Genomic DNA, 16086 nt, shown 5'->3' on the forward strand with positions numbered 1-16086 from the left:
CGATTAAGTTTCTTCCCCTAAGCGACTGCCGTTGTGGTGGTGCCAGATATGGTGGCTTGACGCTGCTGCGGTAAGACTGTATCTTACTTGTATGAATACACAACTCTCTTCTAAAGGGCAAATTGTTTTGCCCGTTGAACTTCGCGAGGTGGATCATTTAGTACCTGGCCAGGTATTCGAAATCGAGCGAATTTCGGAAGGTCAATACCTGCTTACGAAGATTCGCCAGCCAGGAAAACCAGGGCTGGTCCAATCGCTCGCCCGTTGCCCAGCGCCGGATTGGTTTCGACCAATCGAATCTGAATCAACGGATTCGCTGCGATGAAATTTCTTGTGGATGCAAACGTACTTAGCGAAGCGACTAAGCCTAATCCTGATTCGAGCGTAGTGGAGTGGCTTACAATTCACGAGACTCAATTGGCGATTAATCCGATTATTCTAGGTGAGCTAAAATTTGGAATCCTCCTTTTGCCTAAAAGCAAGAGGCGTAGCAATCTGCTCGCGTGGTTTGAAACGGTCATTGGCTATCTGGTAATGCTAGATTTTGATGCACAAACATCAGAGCACTGGGCACAGCTGCTTTCGGAATTGAGGAAGCAGGGCCGTGCGATGCCTGTGAAAGACAGCCTTATTGCCGCAACGGCTCGCCAGCACCAACTGCCGGTCGTCACCAGAAATAGCAAGGACTTTGCCTTTGCAGGAATCGAGGTCGTCAATCCGTTCGAATGAGATCTCTCGGTGATGAGCCATGCACTGCGAGTATTCTTAGTATCCATTCGCCCCCTCCGCTTCGCGTCGTGTACAATAGTAGGGCTCCCCACCTTTAATGATCTTGCCTTGTTCGTGAGTCCGTACCATGTTGAGACGCACACTTCTGGAAAGCTCCGCCTGTGGCTTCGCTGCCTTGGCCGCAGCCTCTCTGGCTTCAAAGACGATCGCTAGCCCTGCACTGCCATTCGAACCACCGTTCGGAAGCACCACTGCTGGTCACCTACCTGCTCGGGCCAAACGAGTCATTTTTCTGTTCATGCAGGGGGGAGTGAGCCAAGTTGATTCCTTCGATCGCAAACCGTTGCTGTATCAACGTGACGGGGAACTGATTGCTTTCGATGACCCTCGCCAGGTCGCCAACACAGGGACCATGGGTACCGAGCAAAGGATCATGAAGCCGCTTTGGGATTTTCAGCAGCATGGTGCATGCGGCAGATGGGTTTCGAGCCTTTTCCCCGAAATGGCAAAGCATGTTGACAAGATGTCTTTTATTCACAGCATGAACACAGAGGGTGTCGCACACGGCCCCGCAACCCTCTTTCTTCATTGCGGAGCGCAGAATCAGATTCGCCCTTCGATAGGATCCTGGATCGATTACGGATTGGGAACCGAAAATGAAAACCTGCCCGCCTTTATCTCGATCGCTCCTTCGATCGGAAATGGCGGTACTCGCAATTACGGCAATGCGTTCCTGCCCGCAAAACATCAAGGAACACCGATTGGCGGAGCTGACCGCCAAGAACTGAGCATTAACCATCTAAACTCGAAAGCTATAGATCGACAACAACTCGTTGCGCTGCAACGCCTCAACCTGCTTCAGAGCGAAAGGCGTGGTGGTGTGAACGAAGACTTCGAGGCCATTATCAAATCGCAGGAATTAGCTTGGCGGATGCAGGCCGTTGCACCCGAACTCCTAGATTTCGAAACTGAGACGGAATCGACCAAGCAAATGTACGGGCTGGATGATTCCAAGACCAGCAGTTACGGCAAACGATGCCTCCTCGCGAGAAGACTGGCGGAGGCTGGTGTTAGATTCATCCAAGTTAACTATGGAGACAACTCAGCCAACCCCGCCTGGGACCAGCATTCCAACATGCCTAAACATGCCGAGCACGCGTTGGCTGTCGACAAACCAATAGCAGCTCTATTGCAAGATTTGGAGCAACGCGGCTTGCTCGAAGATACGCTGGTGTGGTGGGGAAGCGAATTCGGGCGCGCCCCCTACGCTCAGCAAATGGGAACTGGGCGTGATCATAATCCAGGTGGATTTACGGTATGGCTCGCTGGTGGTGGAGTGAAATCAGGCTTTGCCCACGGCGCGACCGACGAGTTTGGCCAACTCGCGATCCAAGACAAGGTTCACATGCATGATCTACACGCTACGATACTTCATCTGTTGGGCTTGGACCACGAACGCTTGACGTTCGAGCACGCCGGGAGAGCCTTTCGATTGACCGACGTGTATGGTCGTGTTGTGAAAGAGATCATTAGCTAGTGAACGCATATCCCTTTTGGAAATTTTCAGCGGCAGGAACTATCTACTTCGGTCGCGGATCGCTTACAAAGCTGAGTGAAGAGATCGATCGCAGGCAGCTCAAAACGTTAGCCGTTGTCACGGATTCCATTGTTGCCAACATCGACTTGGTTCAACATGCCATCGCAACTCTTCAAGCGAGAGGCGTGAAAGTCGCCGTCTTCGATGGTGGAGAAGCCGAGCCATCGATTGAGATTGCAAAGAAAGCTACCGTCAAGGCACGTGAAATCGACGCCGATGGAGTCATCGGAATCGGTGGTGGAAGCAATATGGACGTTGCTAAAGTCGTAGCAATCCTTCTTAAGCACGGAGGCAAACCGGCTGACTACTTTGGTTTTGATAAAGTCCCCGGCCCGATTTCCCCTCTCATCGCTATTCCAACCACCTCAGGAACGGGTAGCGAAGTGTCGCACTCCGCCGTTTTGACCGATACTGTGGCCCAGATAAAAGTAAGCACCCTTAGTCCCTATCTAAGACCAAGTGTTGCGATCGTGGATTCGCGACTTACCGACTCCTGCCCTCCCAGAGTCACGGCCCATAGCGGAATCGACGCATTGGTTCACGCTATCGAGGCCATGACCAACCGTCCATTCACAGAGTTGAGCAATGATACCCCTCGCGCTTATGAAGGCAGCTACCGATTCACTGAGCTATTGGCCGGAGAAGCCATCAAACTAATTGCACAGAATCTTGAACAAGCGGTTCGCACACCCAACGACGCGGCGGCTCGCGATGCTATGGCGTATGCTGCCATGCTCGCGGGGATGGCATTTTCGAACAGTGGTGTCGGCTTGGTCCATGCCCTCGAGTACCCGATCGGAGCAATTACCCATTGTAGCCATGGCGAAGGGAACGGATTATTGCTTCCCTACGTTATGGAATACAATAGATACGAATGCGATATTGCTTTGAGAAAGATCGCTCATCTGATGACCGGCAATCCCTACGAATCCTGTAGCGTAGAAGGTGCCATATTAGCGGTCCGAGCATTGCAATCCAGCATCGGAATAAGAACTAAGCTAGGTGAACTTGGACTCCTTGAGGAGCACATACCGACTGTAGCAACGAAAGCGATTCAGATCGAACGCCTGATGTCGATCACCGCCCGCCGTCCAACGGAAGCAGATTTGATCGCGATCTTGAAAAATGCGATTTGATGAGTATACAAAATGACATCACAAAGAAGAATACAATTCGGAACTCGCGTAATTTTGCTCACCACTATTGTTGCGGCCGTTCTTTGCGGAGCATTCGCATGGGGTTGGCAAGCATACTACTCTGAACGGCATGCGGTACTAGCGGTACTCAATAAGATCAAAGGTATATCGTACACATTGGATACCGTCGCAGACGTGAGTGAAAAGGTGACCAAGGCAACCATCGCCATCGACGGCATTCCTGATTCTCAATTCGTGGTTGTAGGGCTACCGCAGTATGCCGCAAATGGGCGTTTTGCCATCAGCCAAATCGGGAGATGGCGATTTGTGGTTTCCGGACTAGCTTATCTAGGTGCCGAAGACTCAGAAACGGGGGAGCCAATACAATCGAGTTACTTGGTAGGCTATCTAACTCTAGGTACCAATAGTCCTTACCAGGAAATGATCCCATTCCCTGTCAACACGCTTCAAGACCTCATCAATCACTATCAACAGTTCGTCACCCTACTCGAAAGCTGGCCAATCGAGTCAGCCCCGGGGCGTGTTTTCCTGGATGACGGTTCTGCACAAAGCTACTTTGTCTTTGATAAAGGGTAGCTGGCCACGGCTTGGTGTCCTGGTTAGTTTCAGAGATTGAAGGGATCCCCAGAATCAGTGGGATTATTAAGTAATCGGATCGGCGGAGCGATCCGCGACAATCGTCGCTGACCGCTACGTCGGTCAGCCGCCGCAATGGAACGCATGACTCGCTGGCTGGAGGACCGTGCCGACGCCCCAGGGCATCACTGAGTAGCCATATCACGAATGGGTGTTAAAGATGATCAATATTGGGATTCAGTCGCAGCGAAAACGGGATAAAATAAGTTCCGCATAGCTATTTTCTCCATCGATGGTCGGGTGTTCATTTTGCAATTCCAAAACGTTTCGCTACTCTCAGTTGGTTACTGCCTGCCTCCCGAAGTGGTGACTTCTGACGACATCGAGGAACAACTGTCCCCGGTCTACGAACGCCTAAGGCTTCCACAAGGCAGGCTGGAGGGGATGAGTGGGATTCAATCCCGTCGCTTATGGCATCGAGGGACCCGCATCAGCGACAAAAGCGCCGAGAGCACTCGGCTAGCCATTGAGGCAGCCAATTTTCGTCGAGACGATGTGGGATGTTTGATTCACGCTAGTGTCTGTCGGGAATACCTAGAGCCCGCGACCGCCTGCCGCGTCCATCACCTATCCGGATTACCATCGAACGCTTGGGTCTACGATGTCTCGAACGCTTGCTTGGGAGTCATGAACGGGGCTGTGCAGATTGCACAACTCATCGAAACGGGAGTCATTCGCGCAGGCATCGTCGTCGGAACCGAAGACTGTCGCGGTCTTCTCGAGGCGACCATAGCTCATTTGCTTCAAGATAGCCATTTGAGCCGGCAAACCATCAAGCCTGCGTTCGCATCACTAACGATTGGGTCTGGGAGTTGCGCTTGGCTACTTGGGCGCACGGATCTGTTCGGCGGCAGCCCGCTGCGAGCTGCGGTAGCAATTGCTCGGACGGAGCATCACGGTCTTTGTCAGAGCGATACCGATCAAGCGGGCTCGCAAATGCAACCCATCATGAATACCGATTCGGAGTTGCTACTAGAAGCGGGCATACAAACCGGTGCTGAAACCTTCGAAGCTCTGCTTGCCGAAACGCAATGGAATCGCAGCGAAATCGACTACACCGTCTGTCATCAAGTTGGCACAGCTCACCGACGACGCATGTTGCAATCGATCGCAATGCCGGAGGAGACCGATTTTTGTACGTTTAGTCGATTCGGAAATACCGGTTCGGTCGCTCTCCCCGTGGCGCTGGGCGAGGGGCTTGCCAGCGGGTTCCTGAAACCCGCCAGCCGCATTGGTCTGCTGGGGATAGGATCTGGACTAAACTCCGTCATGATCGGATTAGAACTCAAGCAAACCCCGGTACGATCGCAAGAATCGAATTAGTAGTCGAGGCCCGTAAACAGGGCACGATCGTCCCTGTCACCCAGGTACTTGAGAACTTCTGAATCAATGTTCTGGGATAAGAATCGAACGGCTCCATCGACGAACACGGCGTTGACCCCTCCGGTGTGGTAGCTCCCTATTCCGCCTACCTCTAAAGATCCAATATCAAGCGACCCACCTTCCATCCCATCCTGAGCTTGCCCACGACGACTGCTAGATTTGTCGAGGTTGATTGAGCTCATATTACGCAAGGTATCTCGCGTTCCAGAAACCCAGCCAAATCGATCACCAACTCCTCGCTTTTCCGAGAGTAAAAGAGTTTGGGACAACCCATCTTTGATCTCACTCATTCTTAACTTCGAATTGAGGAACAGAACGCCATTGTTCGTGATGTCGATGGGTGATTCTTCAGAATGATGGATGCCGACGTAACAGGAAATGGGATACATCGTCTCATCCGAGTACCCACGATCTCGCCGATAAGCATCGGGACTCGAGGGACATAGAAACGTCGGAATATTCAAAACGCGAATCTGTTCGTTCTCAGACGCATAAGCTCCCAAGCTCTGATCAAACATCTCATGAACGCGGGTTTGTTCGATATAAGGTAAAAGATGGATGGTCCAACTGGTATGGTTGCCAATCGGTTCGTAGCGAATTGGCCCTTCGGGGTTGACCACTCCTGAGGGAAGCGAGCCATAGGTAAATTCAAAATTGTTGGTGGCCAATCCCAGCTGGGCTAGGTTGTTCGAGCACTGCATTCGCCTGGCAGCTTCCCGAGCCGCTTGGACAGCCGGCAAAAGTAAACCCACAAGAATCCCAATGATCGCAATGACAACAAGCAGTTCCACCAATGTGAATCCACGAGCAACTCGAATGCTGACTTTTTTCATTTTTGTTATTCCTTTGACAATTTGTCGTTAAAGTTGTTTATTATTAAGGACGGTTATTTGTATCTAATGGGAGCAGAAGCGATAATTCATATCCAGGAACTAACAACGGACTGGAACCCAATTCCGAAGATTCGAGGAATTTGAGTCGTATGATGATTTCAGTCTTTTTATCAATTTCTTGCTTGTCTTGACTGCTTCTAACAAACCACTCACCTGACAGCGATTCACCGCGTCCGAGACGAACTTGGCCAGCCAACCGGCCCAAGTCCGTAGTATCCGCAGCGTCCGACACTTGGCTCATGAGCAAGCGTCTCGTTACGGCATTTTTGAGAAACTCGGTTTGAAGTGCGACTTCTTCTATCTCCACTTGACGCCTTGCTCTCAGAGCCGGCGGAATCAATGGAACGAGAATGCCGACCACTACTATCATGGCGGTCATCACGACCACCAACGCGATACCCCTTCGCTGGCGACTTACAGTCCATTTATTGATCATCGCTAACCTCCTCCGCTGATGTGTCCTTTTGAACAGCCTCCGGGCTCGGCTCAACTGAGCCAAAGCTCGACATCGTCGCCGCGCGGAGCGTTAACCGTTTATGAGGTAACTCGGTTACCGATTCCGAACTTAGCCCCTCTTCGATCGAAAGGGTCACCAGCCGATCGTCAAGTGACAACCTAGCCGACTGGGTATCCAAAAGCTTATAAGCGTTCGACGCGTCCGATCGCTCTTTAGCATTCTCCGCCTGGGACTCATTCCACACTTCGCGAATGATCCTCGATGTGTCAATCCGGTAAACGACCCGTGAATGGGAAAGCGTTTTGAGCTCCAATTGGTTTTCATCGACGAGGTTAGCCGTCAGGGCTTCATGCACATCGGTACGGAATTGTCTTGCAAGCAGACTCTTGACCCGCTGGTCATTGAAACTGTTCTGGTAGACACTCGCGAAACGGAAGCTCTGCTGGATAAGCTTAATAGCAAGCATCATCACCATACCAGAAATCGCGATTAGTATCAGCTGCTGAATAAGGAGGGACCCTCTGCGTCGATCACGCATGCATTTAGTTTTCATGCCCCACCCTCCGTTTGACGTTGTTCTTGTACAATCCAACCGCTCAACTGAATAGTCTTGGCTGCTGGATCCGAATGGAGGATCAACTCGACCGTAACACGTGTTCCAAGCTCATCTTGTGCTTCGGTATACGCGAACTTAGCATCAGGCCATCGATGCAAAACCGACTCGCTAGGACGTCGCTCCTCTGTTGGTTCGTTGCGATCTTCGTTCGATTGTTGCAAGCGTTCTTCAAGGACGTTGGCGACTTCCTGCAAAGCGATCGATCGGTAGTTCGCGTCCTGCCCGATTCGATAAATGCGAATGAACATGGTTGCCCCGACTGCCATCAAGGCCGACAGGACTGTACAAGCCACAGTGATTTCAACCGTCGAGATACCATTTCGTCTGATACTCTTCGAATGTTGGGATAATGAATGTATTTGCGTAATCATCGATTTGTATCCCTAAGCGAGAGCTGTGATCAGACTGATAAGGGCCGCGAAGAAACCTATACAGAACATCCCCACGAATACTCCAAACACAAGGGTCAATGCTGGATTGATCAACAAGGACCGAAGAGACTTCATGCGATCTTGCACTTGCCAACTCTTTTCTGCTAGCTGTTTCAAAAAGTATGCATGGTCGCGATTGTCCTTCTGTTCACATAAGAATTTTGTTTCCTTTGCATTTAGCAAACCAGCACTCTCGATCGCCGACCAGCATTCCGTTCCCAGCTCCATATCGTTTCTCGCCACCAGCAATTTCTGTCGCGTTGCCGATTGGAAGTGATACTTAGCGAGGATCGAAAGTGTTTTGTGGATCGACTTTTGCTGGCCAATAGCGTTTGCCAAAACATGGTTGGTGATCCCCGTCGGTTTCTGAAAGAGGGATAGTCGTTTCAGAAATCGAAATCGAGAGAAAATCCAACGTTCCGTACGAGGGGAGAGAATGGAAATAGCAAAGAATACAAACGCGAATAGGATTAGTGGCCAGTAGCCTGCGGCAATATCTGCGACCCTGAAAACCAGAAGCATCGGTGCCGGAGAGGGCATCTCAAACTCATCGAGCATTTTCTTAAACGTCGGTGCAATAAAGTAGAGAATGAACGAAACGCAAATGAGATAAACGTAGGCAACGCTCATCCAATAGAACCGCGACGAGACGGGATGGAAAGCACGTGCTCGACAGCGATTGTGTTGAAGCGACACGAGTTCACTTAAGGCGGCGGGTAGAATCCCTAACTGCTCACCCACACGAATCGCCAGAACCGTCTCATCATCCAAAAGCGAAGGGAATTGTTCACATGCCGTAGCTAAAGAAACTCCCGATCTTAATTGCTGCACCAATTTGAACAGATCGCGTCGTGCCCCTCCTCGCAACTCACACGCCGCTGCCGTCAACATGTCGGACGGAGATTCACCACACTCCAAAGCGGTCTTCATGGTTCGCAAAACGAACAGTTGAATCGTCGCGAAATCATCACGTCGACGTAGCGAGATCGCTCGCCAAGGCGAGAGACTCGAGAATACAAAGTCAGATTGAGCTGCAAGTGTCATAAAAATCTGCTTACCTCAACCCAAATGGGTGATCAGTGATATTAGTGGTGCAAAGTAAGCTGCAATAAACAGCAGCACCATCACACCCAGAAAAAGTATCAGCCAAGGCGAGGTTATTGAGAAATTTCGGGCTGTTGCAAGCAACGCATGGTCACGATACGTAGTGGCCATTTGCCGTAAGAGTCTTGTCGAGCGTTCTCCTCCTCCATCTCGTTGAAGCAAAATAGATAGGTAGGGTGGAAACGCTTCCCACGATTGTCGACGAACAGAAGATGTTTCCAGCGAATAGGCTAGCTGATCCGCTCGCAGTCGATACAACGCGTGCTGACTAGCGATACCAGCATCTCGGATGGCTATGTGTATTGGTGTTCCAAGTTCGAATAAATCCGCTAGAACCCTCATGAACCGGGACATGGCGATCAGATTCGAAGTCCGACCAGAAAATAGAAAGTCGAAAATAGGATACTTTTGCATTTCAGCTACGAGCAAGGAAAGCCAATAACGAACTAAGCCGCCACCAAAATGAACTAATACGATAAAGGGTATAATAAGCCACACATAGTCTCTTGCGATTCGGCTAAGCCAGAAAACTGCTTTGGTAAGATATACGAGTCGCAATTGAAATTCGGCAAACATCTTCTCGAAAGTCGGAGCGATTAAGAACGCTTGTATCACAAAGAGACTAAAAATTATCAGTAACATCATGGACGGGTAACTGAATACGCGTCCCCAGCGCGTAGCAATTCGCCCCTCCTCGTCAATCAACGCCTGAGCATCACGAAGCAGGGCCTCTTGATCTCTTTTGGCTGCACTATTAAGCAGAGGCAAAAGTCGTAAAAGGTGTGGTGAAGTGAGTAACTGTTCCGCTTGGGTTACCCCTCGCAGTGCGTTCAAGTTTCGCTTGAGATCCCCATAACGCCGTTCTCCAATGTCGCGCAAGCCCGACTGGACAAAGTCCGCAACGGAGTTTCTCTCTTGTAAAAGCTTGTCGATTCGCCTCAAGTAATCTGGCCGTTCGGAATTCATCTAAAAAGCCTCCGGTACTACGGTTGCATACAGCAACTCGATAAGTGGCCCAAACACCAAAAGCCCGATCCCGAACACGACCACTCCACTACCAACAAAGTAGAGCGTATACGGCAAAGCCGAGACTCGATACGCAAGCCGTCTCTCCATAGCTCGTTCTGCACTCCATCGGATATAACTCCCAGGAGCAATCCAAGAATGGGATTGGTCTGTGGAACCACTATCCTCCGTTTGTTTCGCGGCCTGCTCACTCGTTACCAGCTCACCAGCGTCTATTCGAGACGTTGCAGGAACAGCTCCAGAACGTACGACCGATTTAAAGAGTTGTTGAGCCTGAACTACGCTAAGAGAGGGGCCAGTCGCAAGCTTTAAGAAGCGGGCTTGAATCCAGTTCCATCTCGCCTCCGCCTCTTTGGCTGTTATGGATTGATTCAGGGTGCCTAACTTGCGTTTGACCGAGTAGAGTACACATCCCCACAATAAAAGAGCCAACGCTCCTCCAGCCAACGCAAAGGTGGGGTTCTCTTGCATCGCCCCAAGAAACCGACTCAGAGGCCCCACTTCCAGTTTAGAATTTTCATAGATAAGACTCATTCGCCCCGCAGATAACCAGAGTGCCAGCACCACCAATGCGAGCACGAAAACCAGACCGAGCTGGAAGTTCAAAAACCACGTCCAACGCGATTGAGGCAATTTGGATTCGTCAGGCTTCAATAAATCAAAGGCATCAGGCGAGCGATCCGAAAGGACCCAAGCCAAAAAAGCAGCCTTATAAGTTGGCGAAAGATCGGGAATCGATTTCCAAGCATCTAGAAAAGATCGCCCCTCGCCGACCAAGATCGCCGCACGGCCCGCCACCCTTTCCAACTCGGTCTTGAGCATGTTCGCAGAATCTTCGCCCTGCCAGGAGAACGTAACACCAGCGGCAACCATTCCCTCAATCTGCCGATGGAATTCTAGCAAGTCGACCAAGCCGACTTGATCGTTAAAAACCGATGCCATAGCTTACTGCTCCGTGGATTTGACGCATTCTTGGAGCAGATGAACGGAGACTTCCCAATTATTTAATCGAATCGAAAGTTTTCCATTATGGGTGTCATGGCGGAAGCCATACGGTGTTCGGCAATGCGAAGCAAGCCGACAAAAAATCTGAAGATAGCGTTACGCTAAAATGCGAACTTTAACCGGCAAAGCTAAAAGCGGATTCTCACATTAAAGCCCTACGGTAGGACTTACGCCCATCCCGCTGCGATTGGATTCGATGCGATTGGGGGTAACCGATGTCGCGGCTGGCTTGACGTAACGAGATCGCCACTCCTCATAAGCGTCCACGGTTGCTTGGTGAATATTGACCGATTCGGTATCGTGTATCTCCAACGCGCGTTGACTGATGGAGCTAGCGGATCGTTCAATCGAATCCGCACTGACACTGCCAATCCAATACCATGCCACTGACCAACATGCCGAGACAATCGCCGCAGAGATAATGGCGTAACCGATCCGTCGCTCTTGCAGCTTGTCGTCGCTAACCATCGCAGCAGCCTCGAGAACTCGCGGTCTCAAATCATCAGTGGGAACGACATAATCCCGCGCGGACGAAATCCATGCTTCCAAGCTCTGGACTTCGCGAGCGTGAGCACTCTCTTCTCTTTCGTTGCCACCGAATCGATCACTCGCCATGCTGGATCGCCTCTTCATGGCATGACCGCAGCTTCGGCATAAGCTTTTGAATCGCGTAGCGATAGCGGCTGGCTACGGTTTGGAGCGAACAATCCAGTAAATCAGCGATTTCTTGAAAGGTCATCTCCTCCCAGATTTTAAGCACCACCACCTGCCGTTGCTCGAGCGGTAACGACCTGAGTGCCAACAGGACCGCTCTCTGCGTTTCCTCCTGCTCGAGCGAGCTTACATCGCTGTGGGCCAAAAGATCATGAAGCCCACTTCCCAATAACCCACTAAGCGACCAACGCTTCTTCTTGCGAAGAATCATCAGCGATTCGTTGCGAACCATGCGAAGCAAGTAATGCCAGGGCTCGGAAGCGGTTGCCACGGCTGTCGGGCGAGCAACCGTCGCAACCAAAGCCGCTTGAACGGCATCCTCAGCATCATGCTGGTTCCGAGTGATCGTGATCGCGAAACGCAACAGCCTCTGCGCAGCGAGATCGTACAGCCCGGCTAAAGCTGCTGGACCGCTCTCGGAGATGCGAACGACGTATTCTCGAATGCGAGGGGAAAGGTTTGGTTCTGACATGACAAGGTGAGAATGTTGCAACCACCTTAGTTTATCTACGGTTTCGAGAAAAATTTGCGGAATGCGGCAAAATGGGAATTTCTAGCGATCTCCCACCACACCTACAAAATGAGCATGCAGTCGCCGTAGCTGTAAAAACGATAGCGTTCCTCGATCGCTTTGGCGTATGCCTCCCGTATGAGTTCCGAGCCAGCCAATGCACTCACCAGAACAATAAGACTGCTCTTGGGCAGATGAAAATTAGTCAAAAGCCCGTCCACTGCCTGAAACCGATGCCCCGGCTTGATAAAGATGTCGGTCTCCCCTCCCCATGCGACCAGGTTCCCGCCTCCCATCATGGCCGCAGACTCCAAAGTCCGAACCGATGTCGTCCCAACCGCAATGATTCGGCCCCCTTCAGACCTGGCGTTAAGCAGCCGCTTGACCACGGGTTCCGAGATATTGGCTCGCTCCGAATGCATCTTATGGCTGGATAAATCATTGCTTTGAATTGGACGAAAAGTACCTAAACCAACGTGCAATGTCACTGCCACCAAAGCAGTTCCACCCTGCCTTAACTTCCCAATAAGCTCCTGCGTTAGGTGTAATCCTGCGGTCGGAGCTGCAACAGAGCCTGGATTCCTGGCGTACACGGTCTGGTAACGCTCGCGGTCCACGGCCGTCATCTGACCGTCCCGGATATAAGGGGGCAGCGGAATTCGTCCGCATTCGTCCAGGAACTCGAACCAATCTTGATCTCCTACCGCCCGGAACAAAAAATTACCATCAGCGGTGCGCCCCGCATAAACGATTCGCTGCGTTTCACGACCCTCAGGATCCCGAATGACAATTCGCTCCCCCTCCACCAATTTGCCCCTGGTCGACGACAGAAACTCAGCGATCCCATTCTCGTGTCTCAGAAACAATCCTTCCCAGCGCCCTCTAGTTGTTTCGCGATACCCGACCAACCTGGCAGCAATCACCTTCGAATCATTGACCACCATGACATCCCCCGCCCTGAGCAAACTTGGGAGATCCCTCACAGAATAATGCTCGATTCGACCCGTGCGACGATCCACCAACATCATGCGTGAATCGGTCCGATGCGTGGGGGGATCCTGGGCAATCAGCTCTCTCGGAAGCTGAAAATCGTAAGCATCTAGATCGTTGTGCGAAGCGGGAGTTTCCGCCATAAGAAAGGCTCTATTTTGAGGTTACTGGAGGGACGAGCAATTCACGTCTCCAAACATCTTACCCTCCCAGCAACCATCGACGAAGTGCTATCGAGGAACGCGACTCTTGGGTGGCTGCAACGCTACCACAACAGGTTCCCTGTTTGCATTTCCCCCACGCCTATTCTTCCCGCCCCCCAATTGACGCGAGGGGCAGCTTCCACATGAACCACAATCGCTCGCCTCGTCAACTGATCCAAACAGAGCTCTTTTAAAACTAAGCACCGATCGATATGCGACCACGAGCCCCGCCAGGACAACGATTACCAACGCTACACCGGTCTGCCAATCGTGCATCACTCAGCTACTCCCTCTCCCGCAGTATGAACCAGCCCAGGCATTTGGACTGCCCAGGATGCTTGACAGTTCGCCTCGCCCCCGTTCAGACAGCACCCTCCTACGAGGCCCAACCGAGCCACTGCCCAATAGTATACGTCAACCAAGCCCCGAAATAGGCTAGCGTGGTCATATAAGTGAACGAAAAAACAGCCCACCCCCACGAGTTCATCTCTCGCTTGACGATCAACAGCGTCGAAGCACACTGGGCACACAGGGCAAAGAAGACCATAATCGACAATGCCGTCGCCAAACTATAGACCGGTCTCCCATCCGGCCAACGTTCGTTGCGCATTTTATCCATCAACCCATCACTACTTTCGTCCTCGCCACTCCCGAGCGAATAAATGGTTCCAAGGGTCGCGATGATTACCTCCCGCGCCGGAAAGGATGCCAGCGTCGCAATCCCAATCTTCCAATCCCAACCAAGCGGTTTGACAACCGGCTCAATGGCCTTTCCCGCCATCCCTAAATAACTACTGTTGATTAACTCCGATTTTTCCGCATTGATAATCTCGGCCTGCTCGTCCATCTTGACACGGTACTCCGCCAGAGCTGCCTCAACCTCCTCGGACGGTTCGACATCCTCTGCTGGCGTGAGCTTTTCCAACTCAGCAGCAAGCGATTCCCATTCCGATTGGGCGGCATCGAGCGTAGTGTGATTCCCCGGGAAATATCCGGCTGCCCATACCAAAACAGCCGTGCAGAAGATGAGGGTACCCGCTCGCGTAACAAACGCAGAAGCCCGCTCCCAAACACGTTGGTACAAAACAGGTATCGACGGCCACTTGTAACTGTGAAGCTCGAGCAAGAACGATCCTTGCTCACCGGTAAAAATGAACTTGCGCAAAAGATAAGCAATCGGAATCGCGACCACTGCCCCCACACTGTTCATGGCAAACAGGACAATCCCTTGCAACGTGATCCAGCCCCCGAGATAGCGAATCTCCGCAGGTACGAACGCCGTAACCATCAGAACATACACGGGCAACCGAGCAGAACAACTCATCAGAGGAGCGATCAATATGGTGACCATCCGGTCTCTTGTGTTCTCAATGGTACGAGTCGCCATGATCCCAGGGACGGCACATGCAAAGGACGACATGAGAGGCAGAAAGGACTTGCCACTCAAGCCGACCGACGACATCAGCTTGTCGACTACGAATGCAGCCCTCGCCATGTATCCACAATCTTCGAGCACTGCAATAAAGAAGAACAGAATGATGATCTGGGGTAAAAAGATAAGAACGGCTCCTATGCCCGCAATAATTCCGTCACTGACAAGGCTTCGCAATGCCCCAGGCGCAATCGCTTGTTCAACAAGCCCTTGCAAAGCCCCCTTGGCATCCTCGATCCAAGACATGGGCAAGGCTGCGAACAAGGTGATGGCTTGAAATACAGAGAACATTATGACGAGGAATACGAGCATCCCCACCCAACGATGCGTCAGCCAGCGGTCAACTCGATCGCTCGACGATATCACATTCGCCGGCGGACGTTTATTAATTCCCTCCAGAATGCTTCTAACCCAGGCATAGCGAAACTTGGTCTCGAAGAGCGGGACCTTGCAACCTGCTGCTGCCAGCCTTTCACGGGCCTCCTGCAGCGTCTGCTCGAGGTCTTTGCCCCCTAGCTTGGAAAACTTTTTTTGAAAGTGCCCCTCTTTGTCGATCAACATTCGATCGATTTCCAACAGGGGAACGTCGACACCGCGACTCTTTAATGAAGCCTGAAACTCAGTCGAGGCATCCAAAAAAGCTTGCGGAAAAGTGACTCTGGCCAACTCTCGCGGACAATCATTGGATTGAACTAGCCGCTCGATAGCCGTTCTGACTTCGGCAACACCTTTCTTTTGGCTAGCTGTCGTACACAAGACGGCTACGCCTAACCGCTCGCGAAGCTTCTCTACATCGATTTCATGCTTCTCAGAAACGGCCCGATCCCACATGTTGAGGACCAGCAACGTTGGCAACCCTACCTCCAACACTTGACTCAGTAGATATAGATTTCGCTCCAGATTGGTGGCATCGACGATCACCACAACCGCATCAGGTTTCGGCTCATTGGGTTGCAACCCGCACAGCACGTCAATCGTAACCGCTTCGTCCGCAGAACGGGCCGCCAGGGAATAGGTACCCGGTAAATCAACAATGTCGATCTCCTGGGAAGAGTTGAGCAAAACACCGACCTTTTTCTCGACAGTAATCCCAGGGTAATTGCCGACCCGCGCCGACATACCGCACAGCGCATTGAACAGGCTACTCTTGCCAGTATTCGGGTTCCCCAACAGGGCAACGGTTTTCCGCACAGCAGATTCCT

General features: G+C 51.6%; 17 protein-coding genes. 6 read left to right on the plus strand and 11 right to left on the minus strand.

Annotated elements, in window-relative coordinates; translation table 11 throughout:
• The first annotated feature begins 91 nt into the window (after positions 1–91).
• The 6 genes from SH449x_RS09625 (at position 92) to SH449x_RS09650 (ending at position 5442) form a co-directional block, all read left to right on the plus strand.
• Complete coding sequence (locus SH449x_RS09625; protein WP_482381122.1) at positions 92–325, plus strand: AbrB/MazE/SpoVT family DNA-binding domain-containing protein; 234 nt, start codon at positions 92–94, stop codon at positions 323–325.
• Positions 322–729, plus strand: a complete 408-nt coding sequence (locus tag SH449x_RS09630; RefSeq protein WP_482381123.1) for a PIN domain-containing protein — start codon at positions 322–324, stop codon at positions 727–729. Before SH449x_RS09625 ends, SH449x_RS09630 begins: the two co-directional genes overlap by 4 nt.
• Positions 730–856: 127 nt before the next feature.
• The gene (locus tag SH449x_RS09635; RefSeq protein ID WP_482381124.1) at positions 857–2266 is read left to right on the plus strand and encodes a DUF1501 domain-containing protein; all 1410 of its coding nucleotides are present in this window, start codon (positions 857–859) and stop codon (positions 2264–2266) included.
• Entirely contained in the window at positions 2266–3462 is a 1197-nt protein-coding gene (locus SH449x_RS09640) for an iron-containing alcohol dehydrogenase (protein WP_482381125.1), read from the plus strand. The genes SH449x_RS09635 and SH449x_RS09640 overlap by 1 nt, the downstream gene beginning before the upstream one ends.
• A 12-nt stretch (positions 3463–3474) precedes the next feature.
• The gene (locus SH449x_RS09645; RefSeq protein ID WP_482381126.1) at positions 3475–4059 is read left to right on the plus strand and encodes a hypothetical protein; all 585 of its coding nucleotides are present in this window, start codon (positions 3475–3477) and stop codon (positions 4057–4059) included.
• A gap of 300 nt (positions 4060–4359) precedes the next feature.
• Entirely contained in the window at positions 4360–5442 is a 1083-nt protein-coding gene (locus tag SH449x_RS09650; protein ID WP_482381127.1) for a 3-oxoacyl-ACP synthase III, read from the plus strand.
• Here SH449x_RS09650 and SH449x_RS09655 read toward each other — a convergent pair.
• The 11 genes from SH449x_RS09655 to feoB form a co-directional block, all read right to left on the minus strand.
• Positions 5439–6335 carry a DUF1559 family PulG-like putative transporter gene (locus SH449x_RS09655; RefSeq protein ID WP_482381128.1) on the minus strand — a complete coding sequence of 299 codons (897 nt, stop codon included), beginning with the start codon at positions 6333–6335 and terminating at the stop codon, positions 5439–5441. The genes SH449x_RS09650 and SH449x_RS09655 overlap by 4 nt on opposite strands.
• A gap of 43 nt (positions 6336–6378) precedes the next feature.
• Complete coding sequence (locus SH449x_RS09660) at positions 6379–6831, minus strand: hypothetical protein (protein ID WP_482381129.1); 453 nt, start codon at positions 6829–6831, stop codon at positions 6379–6381.
• On the minus strand, positions 6821–7405 hold the full coding sequence (locus SH449x_RS09665) for a hypothetical protein (protein WP_482381130.1): 585 nt from the start codon (positions 7403–7405) through the stop codon (positions 6821–6823). The genes SH449x_RS09660 and SH449x_RS09665 overlap by 11 nt, the downstream gene beginning before the upstream one ends.
• Positions 7402–7761, minus strand: coding sequence for a hypothetical protein (locus tag SH449x_RS09670; protein WP_482381131.1), 360 nt, complete (start codon positions 7759–7761; stop codon positions 7402–7404). Before SH449x_RS09670 ends, SH449x_RS09665 begins: the two co-directional genes overlap by 4 nt.
• A gap of 90 nt (positions 7762–7851) precedes the next feature.
• Positions 7852–8943, minus strand: coding sequence for a type II secretion system F family protein (locus SH449x_RS09675; RefSeq protein ID WP_482381132.1), 1092 nt, complete (start codon positions 8941–8943; stop codon positions 7852–7854).
• A gap of 15 nt (positions 8944–8958) precedes the next feature.
• Positions 8959–9969, minus strand: a complete 1011-nt coding sequence (locus tag SH449x_RS09680; protein WP_482381133.1) for a type II secretion system F family protein — start codon at positions 9967–9969, stop codon at positions 8959–8961.
• Positions 9970–10971 (minus strand): hypothetical protein, encoded by a 1002-nt coding sequence (locus SH449x_RS09685; RefSeq protein WP_482381134.1) that lies wholly within the window; start codon positions 10969–10971, stop codon positions 9970–9972.
• Positions 10972–11181: 210 nt separating this feature from the next.
• Positions 11182–11649, minus strand: a complete 468-nt coding sequence (locus tag SH449x_RS09690) for a hypothetical protein (protein WP_482381135.1) — start codon at positions 11647–11649, stop codon at positions 11182–11184.
• Positions 11639–12220 (minus strand): RNA polymerase sigma factor, encoded by a 582-nt coding sequence (locus SH449x_RS09695; protein WP_482381136.1) that lies wholly within the window; start codon positions 12218–12220, stop codon positions 11639–11641. Before SH449x_RS09695 ends, SH449x_RS09690 begins: the two co-directional genes overlap by 11 nt.
• Positions 12221–12321: 101 nt before the next feature.
• Positions 12322–13392, minus strand: a complete 1071-nt coding sequence (gene queA, locus SH449x_RS09700) for a tRNA preQ1(34) S-adenosylmethionine ribosyltransferase-isomerase QueA (RefSeq protein WP_482381137.1) — start codon at positions 13390–13392, stop codon at positions 12322–12324.
• 436 nt (positions 13393–13828) lie between these two features.
• A complete protein-coding gene (feoB, locus tag SH449x_RS09705; RefSeq protein ID WP_482381138.1) occupies positions 13829–16075 on the minus strand; it encodes a ferrous iron transport protein B in 2247 nt (748 codons plus the stop codon).
• Positions 16076–16086: the final 11 nt, after the last annotated feature.

The organism is Brakhagea baltica (genome assembly GCF_052161605.1).
Lineage (GTDB): Bacteria > Planctomycetota > Planctomycetia > Pirellulales > Pirellulaceae > JBKCUI01.

Bases quoted from the DNA above. Each gene is read 5' to 3' on its own strand.
- SH449x_RS09625 (WP_482381122.1), top strand. From the start codon at position 92: ATGAATACACAACTCTCTTCTAAAGGGCAAATTGTTTTGCCCGTTGAA.
- SH449x_RS09630 (WP_482381123.1), top strand. From the start codon at position 322: ATGAAATTTCTTGTGGATGCAAACGTACTTAGCGAAGCGACTAAGCCT.
- SH449x_RS09635 (WP_482381124.1), top strand. From the start codon at position 857: ATGTTGAGACGCACACTTCTGGAAAGCTCCGCCTGTGGCTTCGCTGCC.
- SH449x_RS09645 (WP_482381126.1), top strand. From the start codon at position 3,475: ATGACATCACAAAGAAGAATACAATTCGGAACTCGCGTAATTTTGCTC.
- SH449x_RS09655 (WP_482381128.1), bottom strand. From the start codon at position 6,335: ATGAAAAAAGTCAGCATTCGAGTTGCTCGTGGATTCACATTGGTGGAA.
- SH449x_RS09660 (WP_482381129.1), bottom strand. From the start codon at position 6,831: ATGATCAATAAATGGACTGTAAGTCGCCAGCGAAGGGGTATCGCGTTG.
- SH449x_RS09665 (WP_482381130.1), bottom strand. From the start codon at position 7,405: ATGAAAACTAAATGCATGCGTGATCGACGCAGAGGGTCCCTCCTTATT.
- SH449x_RS09675 (WP_482381132.1), bottom strand. From the start codon at position 8,943: ATGACACTTGCAGCTCAATCTGACTTTGTATTCTCGAGTCTCTCGCCT.
- SH449x_RS09680 (WP_482381133.1), bottom strand. From the start codon at position 9,969: ATGAATTCCGAACGGCCAGATTACTTGAGGCGAATCGACAAGCTTTTA.
- SH449x_RS09685 (WP_482381134.1), bottom strand. From the start codon at position 10,971: ATGGCATCGGTTTTTAACGATCAAGTCGGCTTGGTCGACTTGCTAGAA.
- SH449x_RS09690 (WP_482381135.1), bottom strand. From the start codon at position 11,649: ATGGCGAGTGATCGATTCGGTGGCAACGAAAGAGAAGAGAGTGCTCAC.
- SH449x_RS09695 (WP_482381136.1), bottom strand. From the start codon at position 12,220: ATGTCAGAACCAAACCTTTCCCCTCGCATTCGAGAATACGTCGTTCGC.
- queA (WP_482381137.1), bottom strand. From the start codon at position 13,392: ATGGCGGAAACTCCCGCTTCGCACAACGATCTAGATGCTTACGATTTT.